20 protein-coding genes and 2 tRNA genes are annotated in these 20,144 nt (G+C 35.7%); 14 read left to right on the top strand and 8 right to left on the bottom strand.

Annotated elements, in window-relative coordinates; genetic code table 11:
* Positions 1 to 6 precede the first annotated feature (6 nt).
* On the top strand, positions 7 to 1,068 hold the full coding sequence (locus tag FB2170_RS07240; RefSeq protein ID WP_013305879.1) for a Gfo/Idh/MocA family protein: 1,062 nt from the start codon (positions 7 to 9) through the stop codon (positions 1,066 to 1,068).
* Here the strand turns inward: FB2170_RS07240 and FB2170_RS07235 are convergent, their stop codons facing one another.
* Entirely contained in the window at positions 1,069 to 2,262 is a 1,194-nt protein-coding gene (locus tag FB2170_RS07235; protein ID WP_013305878.1) for an SH3 domain-containing C40 family peptidase, read from the bottom strand. It lies immediately after the preceding gene.
* A 111-nt stretch (positions 2,263 to 2,373) separates the two neighbouring features.
* Between FB2170_RS07235 and dcm the strand changes: the two genes are divergently transcribed.
* From dcm to FB2170_RS07185, 10 genes are all read left to right on the top strand, one after another.
* Positions 2,374 to 3,600 (top strand): DNA (cytosine-5-)-methyltransferase, encoded by a 1,227-nt coding sequence (gene dcm, locus FB2170_RS07230; RefSeq protein ID WP_013305877.1) that lies wholly within the window; start codon positions 2,374 to 2,376, stop codon positions 3,598 to 3,600.
* 3 nt (positions 3,601 to 3,603) lie between these two features.
* Positions 3,604 to 4,218: a hypothetical protein gene (locus FB2170_RS07225; protein ID WP_013305876.1), complete on the top strand. Its 615-nt coding sequence runs from the start codon at positions 3,604 to 3,606 to the stop codon at positions 4,216 to 4,218.
* Positions 4,219 to 4,597: 379 nt separating this feature from the next.
* Positions 4,598 to 5,050, top strand: a complete 453-nt coding sequence (locus FB2170_RS07220) for a pyridoxamine 5'-phosphate oxidase family protein (protein ID WP_013305875.1) — start codon at positions 4,598 to 4,600, stop codon at positions 5,048 to 5,050.
* Between the two features lie 404 nt (positions 5,051 to 5,454).
* Positions 5,455 to 7,182: a DUF885 family protein gene (locus tag FB2170_RS07215; protein ID WP_083802952.1), complete on the top strand. Its 1,728-nt coding sequence runs from the start codon at positions 5,455 to 5,457 to the stop codon at positions 7,180 to 7,182.
* A gap of 3 nt (positions 7,183 to 7,185) precedes the next feature.
* A complete protein-coding gene (locus FB2170_RS07210; protein ID WP_013305872.1) occupies positions 7,186 to 8,229 on the top strand; it encodes an aldo/keto reductase in 1,044 nt (347 codons plus the stop codon).
* Between the two features lie 5 nt (positions 8,230 to 8,234).
* The gene (locus FB2170_RS07205; protein WP_041632738.1) at positions 8,235 to 9,641 is read left to right on the top strand and encodes a Na+/H+ antiporter NhaC family protein; all 1,407 of its coding nucleotides are present in this window, start codon (positions 8,235 to 8,237) and stop codon (positions 9,639 to 9,641) included.
* Positions 9,634 to 9,984, top strand: a complete 351-nt coding sequence (locus FB2170_RS07200; protein WP_041632736.1) for a TIGR04076 family protein — start codon at positions 9,634 to 9,636, stop codon at positions 9,982 to 9,984. The genes FB2170_RS07205 and FB2170_RS07200 overlap by 8 nt, the downstream gene beginning before the upstream one ends.
* A gap of 108 nt (positions 9,985 to 10,092) precedes the next feature.
* On the top strand, positions 10,093 to 11,148 hold the full coding sequence (locus FB2170_RS07195; RefSeq protein ID WP_041632734.1) for a bestrophin family protein: 1,056 nt from the start codon (positions 10,093 to 10,095) through the stop codon (positions 11,146 to 11,148).
* An 80-nt stretch (positions 11,149 to 11,228) separates the two neighbouring features.
* Positions 11,229 to 11,915, top strand: a complete 687-nt coding sequence (locus tag FB2170_RS07190) for a carboxypeptidase-like regulatory domain-containing protein (RefSeq protein ID WP_013305871.1) — start codon at positions 11,229 to 11,231, stop codon at positions 11,913 to 11,915.
* A gap of 105 nt (positions 11,916 to 12,020) precedes the next feature.
* The gene (locus tag FB2170_RS07185; RefSeq protein ID WP_013305870.1) at positions 12,021 to 12,395 is read left to right on the top strand and encodes a hypothetical protein; all 375 of its coding nucleotides are present in this window, start codon (positions 12,021 to 12,023) and stop codon (positions 12,393 to 12,395) included.
* A gap of 9 nt (positions 12,396 to 12,404) precedes the next feature.
* On the opposite strand, the gene FB2170_RS07180 is transcribed toward FB2170_RS07185, so the two are convergent.
* Genes FB2170_RS07180 through rpiB form a run of 3 tightly spaced genes read right to left on the bottom strand, consistent with a single transcriptional unit; the run spans position 12,405 to position 14,243 of the window.
* On the bottom strand, positions 12,405 to 12,845 hold the full coding sequence (locus tag FB2170_RS07180; protein WP_013305869.1) for a GNAT family N-acetyltransferase: 441 nt from the start codon (positions 12,843 to 12,845) through the stop codon (positions 12,405 to 12,407).
* Between the two features lie 2 nt (positions 12,846 to 12,847).
* Complete coding sequence (locus tag FB2170_RS07175; protein ID WP_013305868.1) at positions 12,848 to 13,759, bottom strand: cation diffusion facilitator family transporter; 912 nt, start codon at positions 13,757 to 13,759, stop codon at positions 12,848 to 12,850.
* A gap of 52 nt (positions 13,760 to 13,811) precedes the next feature.
* Complete coding sequence (gene rpiB / locus FB2170_RS07170) at positions 13,812 to 14,243, bottom strand: ribose 5-phosphate isomerase B (RefSeq protein ID WP_041632732.1); 432 nt, start codon at positions 14,241 to 14,243, stop codon at positions 13,812 to 13,814.
* A 611-nt stretch (positions 14,244 to 14,854) separates the two neighbouring features.
* Between rpiB and rnr the strand changes: the two genes are divergently transcribed.
* From rnr to FB2170_RS07155, 3 genes are read left to right on the top strand one after another with little or no spacing between them, the layout of a single operon-like run.
* Positions 14,855 to 17,044, top strand: a complete 2,190-nt coding sequence (gene rnr, locus FB2170_RS07165) for a ribonuclease R (RefSeq protein WP_013305866.1) — start codon at positions 14,855 to 14,857, stop codon at positions 17,042 to 17,044.
* A 60-nt stretch (positions 17,045 to 17,104) separates the two neighbouring features.
* Positions 17,105 to 17,785 (top strand): head GIN domain-containing protein, encoded by a 681-nt coding sequence (locus FB2170_RS07160; protein ID WP_013305865.1) that lies wholly within the window; start codon positions 17,105 to 17,107, stop codon positions 17,783 to 17,785.
* A gap of 9 nt (positions 17,786 to 17,794) precedes the next feature.
* The gene (locus tag FB2170_RS07155; RefSeq protein ID WP_013305864.1) at positions 17,795 to 18,469 is read left to right on the top strand and encodes a LysE family translocator; all 675 of its coding nucleotides are present in this window, start codon (positions 17,795 to 17,797) and stop codon (positions 18,467 to 18,469) included.
* 51 nt (positions 18,470 to 18,520) lie between these two features.
* On the opposite strand, the gene FB2170_RS17290 is transcribed toward FB2170_RS07155, so the two are convergent.
* From FB2170_RS17290 to FB2170_RS07140, 4 genes are all read right to left on the bottom strand, one after another.
* Positions 18,521 to 18,592 (bottom strand) — tRNA-Cys (locus FB2170_RS17290).
* Between the two features lie 76 nt (positions 18,593 to 18,668).
* Positions 18,669 to 18,739: transfer RNA gene (locus FB2170_RS07150), tRNA-Cys, on the bottom strand.
* Positions 18,740 to 18,790: 51 nt separating this feature from the next.
* Entirely contained in the window at positions 18,791 to 19,150 is a 360-nt protein-coding gene (folB, locus tag FB2170_RS07145; RefSeq protein WP_041632730.1) for a dihydroneopterin aldolase, read from the bottom strand.
* Positions 19,151 to 19,196: 46 nt separating this feature from the next.
* Positions 19,197 to 20,141: a type IX secretion system membrane protein PorP/SprF gene (locus FB2170_RS07140; protein WP_049782640.1), complete on the bottom strand. Its 945-nt coding sequence runs from the start codon at positions 20,139 to 20,141 to the stop codon at positions 19,197 to 19,199.
* Positions 20,142 to 20,144 lie beyond the last annotated feature (3 nt).

Raw genomic sequence — 20,144 nt, 5'->3', positions numbered from 1 at the left:
GAAGATATGGGAGAATTAAGAACATTAGTAGTTGGTTGCGGTAATATGGGAGCTTCGCACGCACGAGCCTATCATCAATTAAATGGTTTTGAAATCGTGGGATTGGTAAGTCGTAAACCGGAAAGCAGAGGAAAATTATCCAAAGAATTGGGTGGTCTCCCAACTTTTGAAAATTTTGAAAATGCTCTGTTACTTACTAAACCGGACGTAGTCTCAATAAATACATATCCTGACACCCATGCCGCCTTTATTAAAGCAAGTTTAGAGGCAAATGCCCATGTTTTTGTAGAAAAGCCCTTGGCATTAACTGTTGAGGAAGCTGAAGAGTTAGTTTCTCTAGCACTTGCCAAAAATAGAAAAATGGTGGTGGGTTATATATTACGAGTACACCCAGCTTGGACCAAATTCGTCGAAGTTGCCCGTACGTTGGGCAAACCCCTTGTTATGCGCATGAATCTCAACCAGCAAAGTTCTGGTGTCAATTGGTATACGCATAAGCAATTGATGAATTCAATGTCCCCAATAGTCGATTGTGGCGTGCATTATGTTGATATCATGTGTTTGATGACCCAATCAGTGCCCATAAGCGTAAGTGCTATTGGTGCAAAACTATCAGATGAAATAGATGCGAAAATGTACAATTATGGGCAATTACAAGTTCGATTTGAAGATGGTTCAGTAGGCTGGTATGAAGCAGGTTGGGGACCAATGATGAGTGAAACTGCTGTGTTTATCAAGGATGTAATCGGACCTAAGGGGTCTGTTTCTATTTCAGATGAACCTAAGGGTGATTCCCAGGATATTGAGGGTCATACCAAAACGGGTGGGTTGCTATTGCATCACGGTTCGTTGAATGAAAAAGGTGAATTTGCCAAAAGGGATGAAATGATAAGTACAGTCGATGAACCTGATCATGACGGACTTTGTCTTTTAGAGCAAGAATACTTCCTAAAGTCAATCACTGAGAATCTTGATTTAAGTGACCACCTACGGGATGCTGTAAACAGTTTAAAAATTGTTTTGGCCGCAGATGAATCATTCCGGTCAGGAAAAACGGTAGAACTATAACTAATCCTTGAAAAGCGGTGAATTCGATAGATTGATCAATCCCTCGTTCTCCTCTTTTAATATGCGTTTTGAACGTAAATAGCGACTGTGGTTGTACTCATCATAAATTGATGAATTTTTATTCATGCTGCCTATTTGTACCCTGCCTGATGAATGAATGAATTCGTTATTGCCGATCCACATACCAACATGAACCACTTTTTCCTTGGTCGAATCCGTTGCTTTTCTTCCAAAAAACAAGAGGTCTCCTTCAATCAGGTTTTCAAAGTTTTTTGTAGAATCTATGGCTTTGCCCGTATGAACTTGCTGAGAAGCGTCGCGTGGAATCACCATGCCATTTAGAAAAAATATGGTCTTTGTAAAACCACTACAATCCACCCCTTTTGTAGATGTACCGCCCCAGAGGTAAGGAACTCCCATTAAGGTTTTTGAAGTAGTTACCAATGACTCCGGATTTGGGTTCAAAGTTTCAATCCAATCCTCGTAACTCTGTGCTTTGCTTTTTTCAATAAAAGCGACCCTTCCATCAGGAAATTTGACTCGATAGAATAGTTTACCCTCATCTAATTCTTCTAATATTCCTCCTGCAACTACATCTGAGATTACTTGTGAATTTGTGTCCTTTTCAGAAAATGCATGCCCGAACGTGCTTGTAAATATTACTTTTTTAGAGGACCTCCATATGTTGGCTTCATTCTCATCCATAAACTGAATTCCACCACTGTCGACCCAGGAAAGATATTTATCTGGTGTTTGGATTAAATACCAATTTTCAAACTTCTTAAAAACTTTTATAGGGGTTCCCAAGGTAGCCTGGGTAGCCAATTCAGCTGAATGCGCATGATTACTTCGAAGGTTTGCAACTGATATTTTGATGACTCCTTTGGTTTTTCCTTGTAACTCAGGAGTTGGTAAAATCTGTATACTATCAATAAACACAACGTTTTCAGAAGATAGTTTCTCTTTTAATGCTGATACCGCTTCTGGCAGGTTGCTTTCTCCTTTTAAAACATACTCATCAGTATTTTTTATTGCTTTAACATTGAACAAGGCTACCCGTTTATCAGGGGCAAACGCTGATTTAATTAACGAAATTTCTCCTTCAAGGAGGTTATCCTTTGGTTTATTAGTTTCACACGAGCTAAGCATCAAACAAGAAATTATCACCCAATTAAAAATATGCTTTGGTTTCATTCAAAAAAGTTTCGGTAAAAATAACTAATAATGTTTGGTAAAACTTCTAGCTCGATTCATTACAATAGCCACTATTCTTTTACAGTATGATTTTTCTTAATTTCGTCGAGAATGAAAAAACTAAAGGTCATAGAACTTTTTGCGGGCGTGGGTGGCTTTCGCCTTGGACTTGAAAACACAGGTAATTACGAAGTGGTATGGTCCAACCAATGGGAGCCTGCTACAAAAGCCCAACATGCATCAATGGTATATGAGGCCCGATTTGGTTCTGAAAATCACAGTAACCAAGATATATCTGAGGTGCCCACAGGAGAGATTCCGGATGCTGATATTCTTGTTGGCGGGTTTCCCTGCCAGGATTATTCTGTTGCTACCACCTTACAGAATTCGAGAGGACTAATAGGTAAGAAAGGAGTGCTTTGGTGGTCTATTCACAAAATTCTTTCAGAAAAGAAAAATCCGCCTAAATATTTGTTTCTAGAAAATGTGGATCGCCTGTTAAAATCGCCATCAACACAGCGTGGAAGGGATTTTGCCATTATGCTTAAAAGTTTGGGTGAACTGGGGTATGCAGTTGAGTGGCGGGTGATAAATGCCGCCGACTATGGCATGCCACAACGAAGAAGGCGAATTTTTTTTATTGCCTATCACAAATCAACCGCAATTTATAAAAAACTGAAGAAAGCAGATTCTAGTCAGTGGTTAAATGACATTGGCACCATTTCAGAAGCATTTCCCGTTCATCATATACTTGAAAATCATAAGCGTTTTTCCATTGAAGGTAATTTGGTTGAAATTTCTGAAACCTTCAATCAGGGCGAAAAACTATCTCCCTTCGCAAATAGTGGGGTTTTTGTTGATGGTAGGGCCCATACAGCTAAAGCTTTCGCCAACTATGAGGGGGGCAAAACGGTTCTAAACGATGTTTTACAAAACGGGGAAGTAACACCTGAGTTTTTTATTCCGGCTGAAGACGTGCCAAAATGGGAATATCTTAAAGGATCAAAAAAGGAAGTACGCACTGCCAAAACCGGTTTTCAATACAATTATAGTGAAGGGGCTATGGTCTTTCCCGATGCTTTGGACAATGCATCACGTACCATTATCACTGGTGAGGGTGGCAAAAGCCCGTCAAGATTCAAACACGTAGTGCAATCTTCAAAAGGCCTGCGCAGGTTAACTCCGGTTGAATTGGAACGTTTGAACATGTTTCCTGATGACCACACCAAATTAGAAGGTGTAACCGATGCCAAAAGAGCCTTTTTTATGGGTAATGCCCTTGTCGTTGGTGTAGTTGAAAAAATAGGAAAAAAACTTTTTGATAAAATAAACCAGTAAACAGTGGCACTGGAAAGTAAGTTCAAAAATGATCTAAAGAAAGAAAAACATCTCTTTCCTTTTCTTGATTCAATCTACGAAAAGCATCTTAAACACTACAGTTTTCATCGTATTCATGCTTTAAGGGAACAATTGGAAGGAACTGATTTAATTCTCACCCACTTAATTTCCAAAAAAACCTTTATTATTGACGAAAAGGCGCAATTGGATTATATAAATGATGATCTACCCACTTTTGCTTTTGAATTAAGCTATCAGAAAAAAGGGGAACCTAAAATTGGGTGGCTTTTTGATGTGACCAAGAAAACTGATTTTTATTCTTTGATTACCGCCATTTACTCAGATGAGCCAAATAAGTTTACTTCTTGCAAAATTACTTTTGTAAACCGGGAGAATCTGGTTGGTTTTTTAGAAGCACGTAGTATTACACAAACGTATCTAGAGCAATTTGTTGTAAAGGCCGACAAGGTGCATGGGAAAATCAAAATTCCTGAATTGGATTCTAAAAATGAGGGGTATCTTTTTTATTCGGCGCAAAACAAAGCTGAAAAACCCTTAAATCTTATTTTAAAACTCGACTTTCTAATAGAAAATGGCCTAGCAAAGCGATTGATCTAATTCATTTTACAAACTAATTAGTTTGTAGTAGGGCTAAAACTTGTCCTGTTAGTTTAAAAAACAACCGTTCGTCGATAACATACGAACATATATACGTTATTTAGACATTTCTTTAGCTAATTCTCTTGATTAAAAACAAACTACTTGGTCGGTTCTTGTTGAAGGGAGCTATTTCGAAAAACCACTGGACCATATGTTAGGAGCAATCAATCAAATAACAACATTTATCGAACCGTATTGACTTTTCTTATTGCAATATGCTTTAAGTTGCGACAAAATCCTTAAGCTGAAATCCTTAATTTTAATCAATGACTGACGGCTAGCTGAACAATGTCCATTGGAGAAGTATACAACACATTATAATCGAAAATATAGAAAAATGGAGCTAACATCAAAAATCAAAGAAGCAATTAACAAAAGTGTGTTATGCTGGTTAGCAACAGTATCTGGCGAAAACATTCCCAATGTTTCACCAAAAGAGATTTTCAGCTTTTATGGCAAAGACAAAATCATTATTGCCAATATAGCTTCACCACAAACTGTTCGGAACATCAAACAAAATGAAAACGTCTGCATTAGTTTTATTGATATTCTGGTACAGAAAGGATATCAAATAAAAGGTAAGGCAAAAATCGTAACTAAATCTGATTCTGATTTCATGGAAATGGAGCAAATATTAATCAAAATGACTGGTGATAAGTTTCCTTTTTCCACAATTACGAGAATTTCGGCAGAATACATAAAACCAATTATAGCACCTAAATATATCCTGTATCCGGAAACAACAGAACAGGAACAAGTTGAAAGTGCCAAGAAAGCATATGGGCTTTAATTGTTCTTTACTCTTGTGGTGCTTATAGTGAACGGCAATCTACAATGAGCGTGTGGAAAAACCATCGGCTCAGGACGAGTTACAAAAAGAAATGAAATTACTTACTCATCTTCATGTCGCTTGGATGACCAATCTTATAAGCTTAGTTTTTGATAACCACCTAGATGTGATTCACAAATATCAAGTAAAAGTGTATTTCATCAATAAAGTAAAACGGCTTTAGGGTTTTGGGGCTTTCAAAACAACATTGTTTTATTATATAAACCCGACCGAAGAGTCTGTTGGGCGTTGAATGAACTCGTCTGTCAACTGAAAGGAAATTTTGTTCTATTGGGCAATTTTTCAATGATATTTGTCTCAGTATTAATTCATATCTTTCTCATCATTGACATGATAACCAAGCCATGAGACCTCTTATATATCGCCTTTATATTCTTTTCTTTTTTACAGGGACCATGGCTTGGTCACAGAATCTTGGTGATTCGTACATCGTGGCCTGGTCACAATTTCATCCTTCAAAGGCACTTTCAGAAGGGATTAGAACCGCTGTGTTTGATTATGAGGACCTTTCTCAGGAAAAGATATCGAACTGGGTAGAGTATAACCAGAAAATCTTAGGTAAACTTTCCAGCCCCAACAATGCAAAATCAATTGATCCAATAGATGCTAGATTGTTACGGGTTCAGGTATCGTCTGAAATTGATAATTGGACCAAACTATCGCTGCACGCCAGTTCTTTAACCTTATACAGTAGATTGATCGCGCACAGTATTGAGCCTGTCTTACAGGCTGATTATCTTTTAAGCAATGAAAAATCTTCTTTGATCTGCAAGTGTCTTACCGCAGTCCGTCATTTGAGCGATGCTGCAATATCCAACTTGAAACAGGTAACTAAAAATGATCTTGAAAACGGGAAACAGGATCTTCGTTTAGCATTGGATTTTTATAAAAACGATTTGCCTAAGCTGGTTGAGAACGATAGATCAATTCAAAAATGTGATGGTTTTACTGAGATTTTATCCCGAACTATGGCAAGTCTTGAAAAATTAGTGGCCTTTGTAGCATCGGAACTTCAAAAGAATATAAGAAACGTGGATGATAATATTGGTCGCGATGAATATGCCAGAAGGCTTAAACTTTACACCGATAGTCCGCTATCGCCCGAAGAACTCAGTAAAATGGCCTTAAAGGAAATCGAAATAGTAAGGGGGTTGATGGCCAATGTCTCCAAAGTGTATTTGGCAATGGAATACCCCAATAGATCTATTCCAAAAAAATACGATGAACTAACTGGCGCTGCACTTGCCGATATGGAAAAGGATGCCCCATTGAACGGCGCTGATTATCTTCAGTTTTGGAACGATTTGTCAAATAAAGCCTTGCTGTTCATTAAAGAAAATAAGATTGCGACTTTGCCTAAAAATCAAACACTACGTATATTACCCGCACCAGAAAGTGCTGGCCCTGCAGCAAGAATAGGCTGGGTTGCCAGTGCACCCCCTTTTGAGCCAAACCCATTGACTACCCTTTATCTGCCTTCGATACCAGATACACTTCCTGTGCTAGAGCAAAAAGAATTTTGGGCTTCTTTCAATAGACCCTTTAACCGCATGATTGTAATCCATGAGCTATTTCCTGGTCATTATATGCAATTGAAAATAAGTAGAGAAACCCCACACCCCATTCGTTTATTGTTTCCATATGGCATTTACACAGAGGGTTGGGCCACATTCACTGAAAAAGTTCTCCTTGATGCAGGTTGGGAGGCAGATAATCATTTAACCCTCTTGGCTCATTTACGCAAACGATTGGAAAATGCCAATCGCGCCTATACCTCAGTACAAGTACATTGCAATGGATGGAATCAAGAACAGGTTCTGCAATTTTCAACAGAAACCTCACTCTTGGCCCCCCAATTTGCCAAAAGCCTATGGGGAAGAATCATGAAATCCCCAATGCAACTAACTTCTTACTTTTTAGGGGGTGCTAAATTTACCTCATTGCTTCAATCGGAAAAAGAGCGTCTTGGCAATTCATTTGATTTACAGCTATTTATGGATACAATTATGATATCAGGACCAATACCAATCGATGAATTCCATGAACTATTTGCTAAAATATCCCCCAATTAATATATGGAACGTATAGAATTGCAACAGGGTTATTCGATTTCTAGAGTCATAAAAGGGGGTTGGCACCTAGCTGGTGGGCATGGTGCTATTTCTGAACGACAGGCCCTTGAAGACATGCGCCATTTTGTTAAGGCTGGTATAACCACCTTTGATTGTGCCGATATATATACGGGAGTTGAAGAACTTATTGGCAAGTTCTTAAAAACTTATAAGGATGAAATATCCGCAGGGGAACTTGAACCCATACAAATCCACACAAAATATGTTCCCGATTACAGTTCTCTGGCGACATTAAGAAAAGAGGATGCCACACGGATAATTGATCGCTCTTTGAAACGATTAGGTGTTGACCGACTTGATTTGGTGCAATTTGCCTGGTGGGATTACAGCTTCCCCCGTTACCTTGAAATTGCAATGCACCTAACTGCTTTGCAAAAAAGTGGTAAAATAAGGCATATAGGGGTTACTAATTTTGATGCGGCCCATATTCAGGAAATGCTTGATGCTGGGGTTACAATTGCAGCGAACCAAGTACAATATTCAGTTCTTGATCATCGAGTGGAACATGATATGCTCAAAATTGCACAACACAATGACATCCCTTTTCTATGTTATGGCACTGTTGCAGGTGGATTCCTAAGTAATCGTTATTACCGCTCACCAGATCCCAAATCCCCTTTGGAAAATAGATCATTGGTAAAATACCGTTTAATAATCGATGAATTTGGAGGTTATGGGCTTTTTCAAGAAGCGCTTAATGTGTTAAATGAAATAGGAGCTAAATATAATGTGGGGATTGCTGAAATTGCCAGTAAGTATATCCTTCAAAAACCAAAGGTAGGAGGTGTTATTATTGGGGCAAGAAATCAAAAACACCTAAGTGGATTAAAGAAATTGGGCCATTTTACGCTTAAGGAAGAGGATTTGCAAATGATAGAACGTATTGTCGCACAAAGTAAAGGGCCTAAAGGACCTTTCTATCATCTTGAACGGGATAAAAATGGAAAGCATGGCGCCATAATGAAATATAACCTAAACAAAACCTAAGCACAGTGAAGCTGGATTCAAAGAAAGAGGGAATGCTCCCTCTAAAATTTTATGGTGGTGTCTTGGGCGCTTTAGTGCCCTTTTTAATTTTTGTTGCCGGTGTAATATATATAGCCTTGTCTGGGGCTCCTGATGAGCGTGGGTTTTGGCCAGTTCTACTATTCTCCATTAGCGTGGGGTTGATTTTATCAAAAGACCGCAACGGTTTTTCCGAAACTATTATTTCAGGAATGTCCCAAAAGATTGTAATGATAATGATTACTGCTTGGATTTTGGCATCAATAATAGGAATATTAATGACTTTGACAGGTTTTGTAGAAGCGCTTATTTGGGCCTCGAACTTGTTGAGTTTAAACGGAATAGGATTCGTTATAGCCACATTTATAATATGTTGTATTGTTTCCCTTTCCACTGGTTCAAGTTTTGCCACTATATTAATCTGTAGCCCACTACTCTACCCAACAGGGGGAATTTTGGGTTCCCATTTACCAACTTTGGCCGGTGCCATTATCGGTGGTGCCGCTTTTGGTGATTTTATTGCCCCAATATCCGATACGACGATTGCAAGCGCATTAAGCCAAAAAGCTAAAATCGGGAAAACCGTAAAAAGTCGAATAAAATATGTTCTTCCGGCAACGCTTTTGGCACTGGTCTGTTATATTTTAAGTGCTTATTGGTTTAGAACACCTGGTCAAATAGATCAAGAAGTTTTATCTGGAGACCCTAAAGGACTTCCTATGCTATTGGTTCCCATATTTATCATTTACCTGTTCTTAAAAGGTCGTCATTTATTGCATGGCTTACTGTTGGGTTTATTGTTTGGCACCGTATTGGGGCTCTGTCTAGGACTTCTGCCTTGGACACAGGTCATATCTTTGGATCTTGAAAACTTTGCAGCAAAAAGTTTTATTATCGATGGCATAAATAGAGCCTTGGGCATCAGCATATTCACCATTTTGTTGATGGGTCTTGTTGCGACATTGAAAGCAAGTGGGTTAATGGGAATACTTGTTGATTTTGCGGCCGAGCGAACCAAAACGGAAAAACAAGCAGAAGGTTGGATTTCTGTTGTTATGAGCATGGCGGTTTTACTTACTACCCATAGTATAGTAGCTATACTAATGGTTACTGAATTCACTAAGGAAACTGGAGGCAAACTGGGGGTGCCAAAAATTAGGAGGGCCAACCTATTAAGTCTTATAGCATGTATCTTTCCCTTTATTCTTCCGTATTTTATTCCGGTTATATTGATGTCAAACATGACCAATACAGGTAAGGAATTTGGTCTACCGCAAATAAGTCCATTTCAAGTTGGGCTTTTCAATTTTATGTCGTTGGCCCTTTTGATTGTTGCCATTATTACCATTATTTTTGGGGTTGGAAGAAGAAAAAAGAAAATGAACAATGGGTAAAAAACAACTTCGCGAGGATCAATTTGAGCTCTACGACCTCAGTATCGTGGTAGAAGAAATTTATGGAGTTTGCACTTGTAATATGAATGTTGGAGATTCATTCTATTTGAAAAGTGGAAAAATATCATTGCCAGATAATACTGATTTTTGTTTGTATGCGCTACAATCAACAATTCCGTTATTACCCACTAAACAACGTAAAAACAATCCGGCTGATTGGATGGAGACCGATTCAAGGGTCACATGTCCGGATCCCGAATGTAAATTGGTAATGCGTATTGATCGTGAAAAATCACGTGTATTGAACCATGATGATGTGAGCCCCATAAAATGGAAGAAATAAAGTTTTCTTAAATGAAATGGTAACCGACTGAATTTTGGATATATTATTCAAGAATGTCCATACCATTAAAATAGTGGTATATTCTAAAATCAACTAAATGTTATAATTATGTACACCAAAAAAACCTACTCCACTCTCCAAATGGTCTGGTGGACACGCTTTGAAACTATCATTTTCTTTATAATAATCACCGTTTGTGTCGCTGTTTATTATTTTCTTGATTTGGTGTGGTTAAAAATCCCTTGGACCCCTTTAGCGTTAATAGGAACAGCTGTTGCTTTTGTGATTGGTTTTCAAAACAATGCCGCCTATGGTAGGATTTGGGAAGCGAGAAAAATATGGGGCGGTATCGTAAACACTTCACGGACTTTTGGAATGCTTGTTCAAGATATGGTCAATAATGAGCATTCAGCAAAACCGTTGGGTAAAGAAGAGTTGCAAAAAGAGATAAAAACACTTACTTATCGCCATATTGCCTGGATGACTGCTCTAAGACACTCAATGCGAGAATCAAAACCTTGGGAAACTACAGTAAACCATAGAACAAATCAAGATTGGAATATTCGGCCCCCAGAACTTGACTCTAACTTAGAAGATGATCTAAGACCATATATCTCTGATAAAGATTTGATATATTCCATCAATAAAAACAATAAACAAACAGCACTTCTTTATCTGCAATCACATCATTTAAGAGAGCTTAAAGAACAAGGGGTGATTTGGGAATTCTCTTTTCTTGAGCTAGAAAGTATTTTACAGGAGCTTTTTACGCTCCAAGGTAAAAGTGAACGAATAAAAAACTTTCCTTATCCCAGGCAGTTTGCGACACTTAACCATTTTTTTATGTGGGTATTTGTACTTTTATTACCCTTGGCACTAGTGCCTCAATTTGCAGAGATTGGTAAAGAATTTGTTGATGTATATCCTATGGTTGGTAAATGGTTCGTATGGTTGGCAATTCCCTTTTACGTAATTGTATCCTGGGTCTTCCATACTATGGAAAGAATAGGCAGAACAGGTGAAAACCCTTTTGAAGGCACCGCGAATGATGTGCCTATTTCTACTATAGCAAGGGGTATAGAAATTGATTTAAGACAAAACCTGGGTGAATCAAGTGAAGATATTCCCAAACAATTTCCTGTAAGGCACAATACGCAGTTTTAGAACACTATATATTCAACTCACCATAAACAAAGTTATACAAGGTTTTTTAACTACCTTTAATTGAATATAATTGACAATTAATGGGTTTTATAAAAAATGTTTATTCGGTTTTAATTTTGATTTGCTTTATAACCACAGGTGTGAGTTCCCAACAAACAAAACTTAATGGAAAAATCACCGCAATTAATGGTGTTGTTATAGAAAAAGCCGAAGTGTTGGTTAAAAACAAGCAACGGTCCACATACTCAGATGATTCAGGGTTGTTTACAATTGAATGTAGGTTAAAAGATAAGCTTATTGTTAAAGCCTCCGGGTTTAAGACAAAAACTATAAAAGTCAAAAATATAATAGACACCTTGAATATAGATTTGGTGTTGAATGGTGATGAAAGCAATCTTGAATTAGCGGCGACAGCGGGTCATCTTAAGGGTGATAATCTAATTTTGGCCCAAAAGTACTATGAAGAAAAAAACAATTTTGGTTTTGGCTACACAAATGTGATTGATTTAATAAAAGGCAAATTCCCGCAGATTAGTTATGTTAATAATGAATTTATAATGAGGGGTAATAATTTTGTCGCTACCAATAATGGTAGTAAAAATGGCGCTGTAATAGTTATTAATGGTGTGGTTTCTGATGTAAGTGTTTTACAGAGCATTATTGTTTCAAATATTAAAAACATTAAAATTTTAACCGGGTCTGAAGCTACCAGATTTGGCATGGGAAGCGGAAATGGTGTAATTTCTGTTAGTCTTAAACAAAATTGAATCTATTGTTGTTCGCTTGATTTTCCATTAAATATTATATTATAATTCACTGTTAATCAACGTATAAAATTTGCTGCTGTTAGATTTTTCAACTATCTTTTACCTATGATTAGTTTAGAAAAATCAGCAAATAAGGAATTTTTAGAAAAATCCATTCATCATTTGGAAGCTACCGGTTTTGAAAGCATAAAAGCGGATATTGATGGTTATGAAACCCCTAAATCATACGCTAAGGTAGGTAGCGATGTTAAGATAACCCCAGATATAGTGGCGCTTAAAAATGGAATGAAATATATTTTTGAGATTAGTCTTAAATCAGAAAAGCCATTGCTTTTAAAATCTAAATGGTTGTTTTTAGATGCCCTAAGTAGATTAAAATCAAATAGATTTAGGATAATAACCACAAAAGGGCACTATAAGTTTACCGAGAACATGCTCGAGGACATTAACTTGAGCAACAAATCACCTATTAGAATATAAAGGTTTTATCTATTTTCTCAACATTCCTATATGAGGAATACCATCCTCAAGATATTCTTCTCCTATTTCCTTAAACCCTAAAGAATTATAGAATTTTTTTAGATAGGTTTGGGCAGAAAGATGAATTGTTGTTTTATTGAAATTATCTTGAACGGCCTTTATTGAAGCGTTCATTATATCATAGCCATAACCATATTTTCGTTCATTTTCTTTAACAACCACTCTACCGATGCTTGCCTCATTAAAATAATCACCTGGTTTAAAAATCCTCGTATAAGCAACAACCTTTTGGTCCTTTATCCCAAGTATATGAACAGCTTTTTGGTCTTTTCCATCTAGGTCTTGGTATACACAGTCCTGCTCCACAACAAATACTTCTGAGCGTAATTGAAGTATTCCGTACAATTCACTATTCGTTAATTCATTAAATTTTTTTGTAGTAATAACCATCTTTAGTCTTGAACTATAATTTGTTTAGCATCACATTTTCCAAATTCCGGTTGAATATTAACATGGTTTATTCCATATTTATGATACATTTCTTCTTCTATTTTATCTAGAACAACATCAAATTCTGAAATCTTAATGTCCTCCAAGAAATCTATATGGGCCTCAAGATGAACCTCATCTTCATTCAATTGCCAAATATGCACATGGTGAACATTTTTAATGGGGTTTATTTTACTTATGGTCTCTACTATATTTTTTACATGAATGGTATTTGGGGTAAACAGCATTAAAACTTTGGTAGATTCTTTTAAAAGATCGTACCCCATATAAATAAGATATAAAGCAATAACCAATGTCAATGTTGGGTCAACCCAATACATTTGATAAAATTTCATTAACAACCCACCAACTAAAACAGCAACTGAGGCCATCATATCGGTCAATAGATGTAAATAAGCTGATTTCATGTTCATATTACGATCAGCGTCTTTTTTCAATAATAAAACACTAAAACCGTTTGCTGCAATTCCTAAAAGAGATAACCATATAACTAAGTCAGATTCAATTTCCCGTGGTTCCATAAAACGTTCGATAGCCTCAATAATCAAAATAACGGCCACAATAATCAATGTTGATGCATTTACGAACGCAGCTATTATTTCTGCTCGTTTATAACCAAATGTTTTATTACTTGATGCTTTCTTTTTAGAGAGAAGTGTTGCCCCGTAACTAACAATAAGTGATAATACATCACTGAAATTATGCAAGGCATCAGATAATAATGATAAGCTACCGGAAATTAACCCTCCTATCACCTGAGAAACAGTGATAAGAATATTAAGAAAAATAGAAATAAGAAGGTTTTTACCTTTTAACTCTGTATGGGCATGGGAATGATTGTGGTTATGTGCCATTGATTAAAAAAGTAATATAAAACAAACAGGTTCCTGTATCAAATAGATTAAATCAAGAACATGCTATTTTTTCGATACGTCGTTCATGTCTACCTCCTTCAAATTTAGTGTTCAAGAAAACCTTTACCATTTCCAAGGCCTGAGCTAGTGAAAGAAACCGTGCTGGAAGGCTTAATATATTAGCATCGTTATGTTCACGGGCAAGTTGAACAATTTCTTTATTCCAACAAAGTGCACATCGTATCTTTTGATGTTTATTCGCCGTCATTGAAGCACCATTGCCACTTCCACATATAATTATACCATAATTCACTTTTCCTTCCTCTACATCTTTAGCCACTGGATGTACAAAATCAGGATAATCAACACTATCAGTACCATCGGTACCATAATTGCTAACTTCTATATTCATTGATTTTAAAAGGCCGATTATAGCTAATTTATATTCGGTTCCCGCATGATCATTACCTATTGAAATTTTCATTTTTGTAAGAGTGAGTTTACCACAAATGTACAAATACATTGTTATTAACAACAAATGGAAAGTATTGACGTTTATAGTTTAGAATGTATTCTAATACATTGTTATTAACTTACCAATATCACTTACTAACTTGTTTATAATTAAACTAAAAAAAGTAGTAATTAAATTTTGTTTTTAATCTTCAATTTTGTCTTACAAAACTATTTGGTAAGAAAAGAATTTACTTCTAAAATAATAACAGAAAGATATTAAGTTAAATATCTAATTAATTAACAATTTGTAAATACTAACTTATCAATAAATTTATGTTGAAATAGGTTATCAACCACTATTGATAACAATTATAAATGACTGATTAAAAGCAAAGAAAACCTCTAATAAGATGTAGATAAAATACCAAAATCATATAAAAGTATTTTTAATACATTTTTTATATCAACTATTAACATACTATCATAACCATCATTTTGTTTTTTAATTTAAAAGAAAAAATATGGATATATATAATATTAGTTGATAACTAATAAATTATCAAATAAACTTTAAGGAAAGTATACAAAATATATCTACTGGATTATAATTTGTAATTTTCCGTTCAAATAAAAATTTTAATGTCCAAGAAAAAGAAAAAAGCTAGAAACCATAGAAAAAACGAAATAACAAAAGGAATTTTTACAGTACTTGAAAAAGAACCAAAAAAAAGCTTTACATATAAACAAATTGCCGCCAGAATTGGTGTTAATGACGCCAATGAACGTAATCAATTAATAAAAAAACTTACCGAACTCAAAGAATCAAAGAGAATTTTAGAAGAAACTAGAGGACATTTTAAAGCAACAGCGTCCACTAAAACCTATCATACTGGTATTGTTGATATTACAGGTAGAGGAAATGCTTATATAGTTATAGAAGGAATGGATGAAGATGTTTTTGTTCCGTTCAATAAATTAAGAAAAGCCTTTCATAAAGATACTGTAGAGGTATATATATTTCCAAGAAGAAACGGTAAGAAACTAGAAGGTGAAATAACCAAGGTGGTGAAAAGAAATAAAACCACTTTTGTTGGTATTGTAGACATGCAAAAGACCTTTGCTTTTATAAGACCATCGGATTTTAGAATGTATACTGATATTTTTGTTCCAAAAGAAAAAATAGGTAAAGCTGAGGATGGTGATAAGGTTGTTGTTGAAATTACTGAATGGCCAGATAAAGCAAGTTCACCTTTTGGAACTATTACAAGTATTCTTGGTAAACCAGGTGAACATCATACAGAGATACATTCCATTTTAGCGGAGTATGGTTTACCTTATGAATTTCCTTATGAAGTTGAGCAATATGCCAATACACTGGATACCTCAATAAAAGCAGAGGAAATTGCTAAAAGAAGGGACATGAGAGAGGTGCTTACCTTTACAATTGATCCTAAAGATGCCAAGGATTTTGATGATGCACTTTCATTTGAAATTTTAGAGAACGGAAATTATGAAATTGGTATTCATATTGCAGATGTATCTCATTATTTAAAACCGGATACTATTCTAGACGAGGAAGCTTATGATAGGGCAACTTCAGTATATCTCGTGGATAGAGTGGTTCCTATGTTGCCTGAAGTATTATCCAATAATGCATGTTCGTTAAGGCCTAATGAGGAAAAATACACGTTTTCCGCCATTTTTGAATTAGATGATAAGGCGATTATAAAGAATCAATGGTTTGGTAGAACAGTAATAGATTCAAATGAGCGGTTTGCTTATGAAGAAGCGCAATATATTATTGAAAATGGAAATGGAAGTATTCCTAACGAAATATCAATAAGAGGAAATGGGTATTCTGTTTCTGAGGATATTGTAAATGCCACTTTAACATTAGATAGGTTAGCAAAGATTATGCGTTCAAAGAGAATGCAGCAAGGTGCAATTTCATTTGATAAAGTTGAAGTAAGGTTCAATCTAAATAAGAACAATGAGCCTGAAAGTGTTTATTTTAAGGAAGCTAAAGATGCTAACAAATTAATTGAGGAATTTATGTTATTGGCCAATAGAAAAGTGGCCGAGTTTATAGGAAAACAAAAACCTAAGAAAACCTTTATTTATAGAATCCATGATGATCCAAATGAGGAAAAATTAATGGCTTTAAATGGTATTATCTCTAGGTTTGGGCATAAACTTAACTTTAAGGATAAAAAATCGATCAGTGCTTCTTTAAACCAGCTTCTTGAGGATGTTAAAGGTCAAAAAGAACAGAATTTAGTAGATACCTTGGCTATACGAAGTATGAGTAAGGCAATTTATACAACAGATAATATTGGGCATTATGGTTTAGCCTTTGATTACTACTCGCATTTTACCTCACCTATTCGCCGATATCCAGATGTTATGGTGCATAGATTACTGCAGCATTATTTAGATGAGGGTAAATCCGCTAAAGAAGAGATTTACGAGGATAAATGCAAGCACTCTTCAGATATGGAAAACCTAGCGGCTAACGCCGAGCGCGATTCTATTAAATATATGCAGATAAAATTCATGCAAGACCATCAAGATAAAGAGTTTATAGGTGTTATCTCTGGTGTTACCGAATGGGGTATTTATGTGGAGATTATTGAGAACAAGTGTGAAGGTATGGTTAGGATACGAGATATAAAAGGTGATTATTATATCTTTGATGAAAAACAATACGCTATTGTTGGTGAAAGAACTAAGAATACATATCAATTAGGTGATGAAGTCATTGTAATGGTAAAAAATACAGATTTAATTAAACGTCATCTTGACTTTTCACTCATCGGAAAGAACGAATAAATACCTCTTTTGGAATAGATTTTGTTTAAGTTAGTAAGAAAATACCTAAAAACTGAAACAATGAAAAATTTGGTTTGGCTTTTGTTGCTCTTGTTTACAACACAAACAACAGTAGCTCAAGACGAAAAAATAACCCAAGAACTTCAACCATTTTCAGAAATCAAGGCTTTTGATGGATTATCTATTAATCTAATAAAGGGATCTGAGAACAAGGCGGTTATAACTGGAGTAAACACCAAGAATGTAGCTATCATCAATAACGATGGGGTTTTAAAAATACGCATGCAGATTACAAAACTGTTTAGTGGTTATAGAACATTTATTGATGTTTATTATACCAATAAGTTAGTAGTGATAGATGTAAATGAAGACGCAAAAATTTCTTCAAAAGAACCCATTCAACAAGATGTTTTAGAATTAAAGGCCCAAGAAGGGGGTGAATTATCTATAAGTGCCGAAGTTGAGCAACTTTTGGTAAAAACGGTTACTGGTGGTGTGATTGAAACTTTTGGTAGTGCAGATTTGCAGGATGTAGCAATAAATACAGGAGGAGTCTACCAAGGAAAGGAGCTGATTACAAAGTTTTCAACCATAAATGTTAATGCTGGTTCCAAAGCAGAAATTTATGCTACCAATTATGTAAAAGCCACGGTAAAAGCAGGTGGTGAGGTGTTGGTTTATGGTGATCCCACAAAAATGGACGAAAAAACGGTTTTTGGTGGTATAATTACTAGAATGTAAAGCACGCAGATGTTAGAAGATATTCAGGGAGCGATTCCATTGGGCTTTTTATTAAGCTTTATGATTGGGCCTGTTTTTTTTGTCTTACTTGAAACAAGCGCGGTCAAAGGATTTAGGGCGGCTTTAGTTTTTGATCTTGGAGTTATTCTCGCTGACATTCTTTTTCTTGTAGTGGCTTATTTCAGTAGTTTTCAGTTATTGGAAAACCTAAGCAATCAGCCAGGACTTTATGTTTTTGGAGGAGTTATTCTATTGGTTTATGGAATCACAACCTATTTTAAAACTGATATAAAAAAAGATAAACCTTCATTAAGAACAAAAAAAGGTGATTATATAAGTCTTTTTGTAAAAGGTTTTTTATTGAATTTCATAAATATTGGCGTACTTGTTTTTTGGCTGGGAATAATTATAGTTGTAGGACCTAGTTTAGATAATGACCCTAATCGTATTCTTGTGTTTTTTGGCACAATGCTAGGCGCTTATTTAGCCACGGATATATTTAAAATACTATTGGCCAAACAATTAAAACGTAAGCTAACACATAAGTTGATTTCCCAAATAAAAAAAGGCCTTGGGATAATATTGATCATTTGTGGGTTGGTGCTTATTACAAAAGGTTTCTTACCAAAGGATAAATTCAATATTGAAAAGGGAATTGAAAAAATAGAGCAGATTAGAGAATAGCTGCAAGAAAACCAGAAATAAAAAAAACCTCTGTTTAAAGAGGTTTTTTTGAGGCATCGAGTGGATTCGAACCACTGTAAAAAGCCTTTGCGAGGCCTCGCCTAACCACTCAGTCACAATGCCTTTTTTAATATTGCAAATGTAAGTTCTTATTTTAAATATTGAAAAAAGCCCCCTTAAATATTAAGAGAGCTTTTTGAGGCATCGAGCGGATTCGAACCGCTGTACAAGCTTTTGCAGAGCTGTGCCTAGCCACTCGGCCACGATGCCATTTTAGTGGTGCAAATGTAGCACCTTATTCTTAGGTTTCAAAAATATTGATCACGATCTTTTTGAGCTTAAAACAACGGTAACCATTTCCACATCACCACCTATTGGGGGGTTTATTTTAGAGACGGACACCTTTATTTTATCAACTGTAGTCAATTCGAGAAATACACGGTCTATGATGCGATTAGCAACATGCTCCAATAGTTTTGACGGAATGTTCATTTCCTCCTTTACAATGTGGTTTATATGAACATAATCCACCGTATCAATAAGATTGTCAGAAATTGAGGCTTTTTTCAGATCTGTGCGCAATGTAATATCTACTCGATATTCACTACCAATAATACTTTCTTCATCCAAACACCCGTGATGGGCATGCGCCCTGATATTGGTTACTTTGATTACTCCCATTAAATAATGCTATTTTACGCAAACTTAGGTCAAACCAATGAAAGAACTAGTAAGTACATCGACAATTACTTATACCTTGGAAAAGGTCAACCCCTAAGGTAACAACATGTGTTCCTGTACTGTAACCAAGTATTTCGTTCAAGATTACCTGATAAGAATATCCGAAGTAGAAATTATTCTTTTTAAGACCAACGATTGGAGCCACATAAAGCGGGTCACCAATTTGATCATTTAAGAAGCGATAAGTAGCACCTACATAATAATAATCCTCAAAGTCATACCATCTAAATTTTACATTTAAATCAGTAACTGATCTACCATCACTTTCAAAAAGTTGAAAGAAAACCGAAGGTTCAATTTCTAGCTTACTATTCTTGTTTTTGGTATATCTATATCCTGTATATACATAGTAGTTGCGTAACGTATTTGGCTCAAAAACCGGATTGAATCTAGTAAGATCTTTATCCAATAAATTTGAAGCATTAAGACTGAAATAGAACTTATCGTATCGATACATAACCCCCACATCAAAGTTGTGGTTGGTTGTAGCCCTATCATCGGTAACACTTGGGTCAAGCGCATCAAAATTCTCTATATCAATTCTGAACTGGTTAAAGTTATATGACAATCCAAAAGAGAGGAATTCATCATCGTACCTATCCAAAGTCAAATGGTGGGCAAAGGACATTCTGGCCCCCCTTTGTTTGGTTTCGCCATTACTATCGTTATAAAGCAAGGCTCCAATTCCAGACTTTTCACCAATACGCATGTCTGCAGCAAGAGACTGTGTATCTGGTGCATCTTTGATTCCTACCCATTGTGTAAGTCCATTTACACGAATTTTCACATGATCTCCGATTCCCGCATAAGTTGGAGACATCACAAAAGGATTATCTGCCAAATACTGTGATAATTGGGGTATGGTAAGCTCTTGCCCATTTAGGGCAAGGGCAGTTACCAGTAGCATAAATGTCAATAAGTTATTACGCATTAT

The sequence above is a fragment of the Maribacter sp. HTCC2170 genome, assembly GCF_000153165.2.
Taxonomy (GTDB): Bacteria; Bacteroidota; Bacteroidia; order Flavobacteriales; family Flavobacteriaceae; genus Maribacter_A.
Note: the sequence above shows the minus strand (reverse complement) of the source record. Positions and strands in the feature narration are given on the sequence as shown.

Coding starts and splice junctions, on each gene's coding strand:
- FB2170_RS07140 (WP_049782640.1), bottom strand. CDS start 20,141: ATGCGTAATAACTTATTGACATTTATGCTACTGGTAACTGCCCTTGCC.
- dcm (WP_013305877.1), top strand. CDS start 2,374: ATGAAAAAACTAAAGGTCATAGAACTTTTTGCGGGCGTGGGTGGCTTT.
- FB2170_RS07220 (WP_013305875.1), top strand. CDS start 4,598: ATGGAGCTAACATCAAAAATCAAAGAAGCAATTAACAAAAGTGTGTTA.
- FB2170_RS07175 (WP_013305868.1), bottom strand. CDS start 13,759: ATGGCACATAACCACAATCATTCCCATGCCCATACAGAGTTAAAAGGT.
- FB2170_RS07240 (WP_013305879.1), top strand. CDS start 7: ATGGGAGAATTAAGAACATTAGTAGTTGGTTGCGGTAATATGGGAGCT.
- FB2170_RS07210 (WP_013305872.1), top strand. CDS start 7,186: ATGGAACGTATAGAATTGCAACAGGGTTATTCGATTTCTAGAGTCATA.
- rpiB (WP_041632732.1), bottom strand. CDS start 14,243: ATGAAAATTTCAATAGGTAATGATCATGCGGGAACCGAATATAAATTA.
- FB2170_RS07155 (WP_013305864.1), top strand. CDS start 17,795: ATGTTAGAAGATATTCAGGGAGCGATTCCATTGGGCTTTTTATTAAGC.
- FB2170_RS07180 (WP_013305869.1), bottom strand. CDS start 12,845: ATGGTTATTACTACAAAAAAATTTAATGAATTAACGAATAGTGAATTG.
- FB2170_RS07160 (WP_013305865.1), top strand. CDS start 17,105: ATGAAAAATTTGGTTTGGCTTTTGTTGCTCTTGTTTACAACACAAACA.
- FB2170_RS07185 (WP_013305870.1), top strand. CDS start 12,021: ATGATTAGTTTAGAAAAATCAGCAAATAAGGAATTTTTAGAAAAATCC.
- rnr (WP_013305866.1), top strand. CDS start 14,855: ATGTCCAAGAAAAAGAAAAAAGCTAGAAACCATAGAAAAAACGAAATA.
- FB2170_RS07215 (WP_083802952.1), top strand. CDS start 5,455: ATGAGACCTCTTATATATCGCCTTTATATTCTTTTCTTTTTTACAGGG.
- folB (WP_041632730.1), bottom strand. CDS start 19,150: ATGGGAGTAATCAAAGTAACCAATATCAGGGCGCATGCCCATCACGGG.
- FB2170_RS07235 (WP_013305878.1), bottom strand. CDS start 2,262: ATGAAACCAAAGCATATTTTTAATTGGGTGATAATTTCTTGTTTGATG.
- FB2170_RS07200 (WP_041632736.1), top strand. CDS start 9,634: ATGGGTAAAAAACAACTTCGCGAGGATCAATTTGAGCTCTACGACCTC.
- FB2170_RS07195 (WP_041632734.1), top strand. CDS start 10,093: ATGTACACCAAAAAAACCTACTCCACTCTCCAAATGGTCTGGTGGACA.
- FB2170_RS07190 (WP_013305871.1), top strand. CDS start 11,229: ATGGGTTTTATAAAAAATGTTTATTCGGTTTTAATTTTGATTTGCTTT.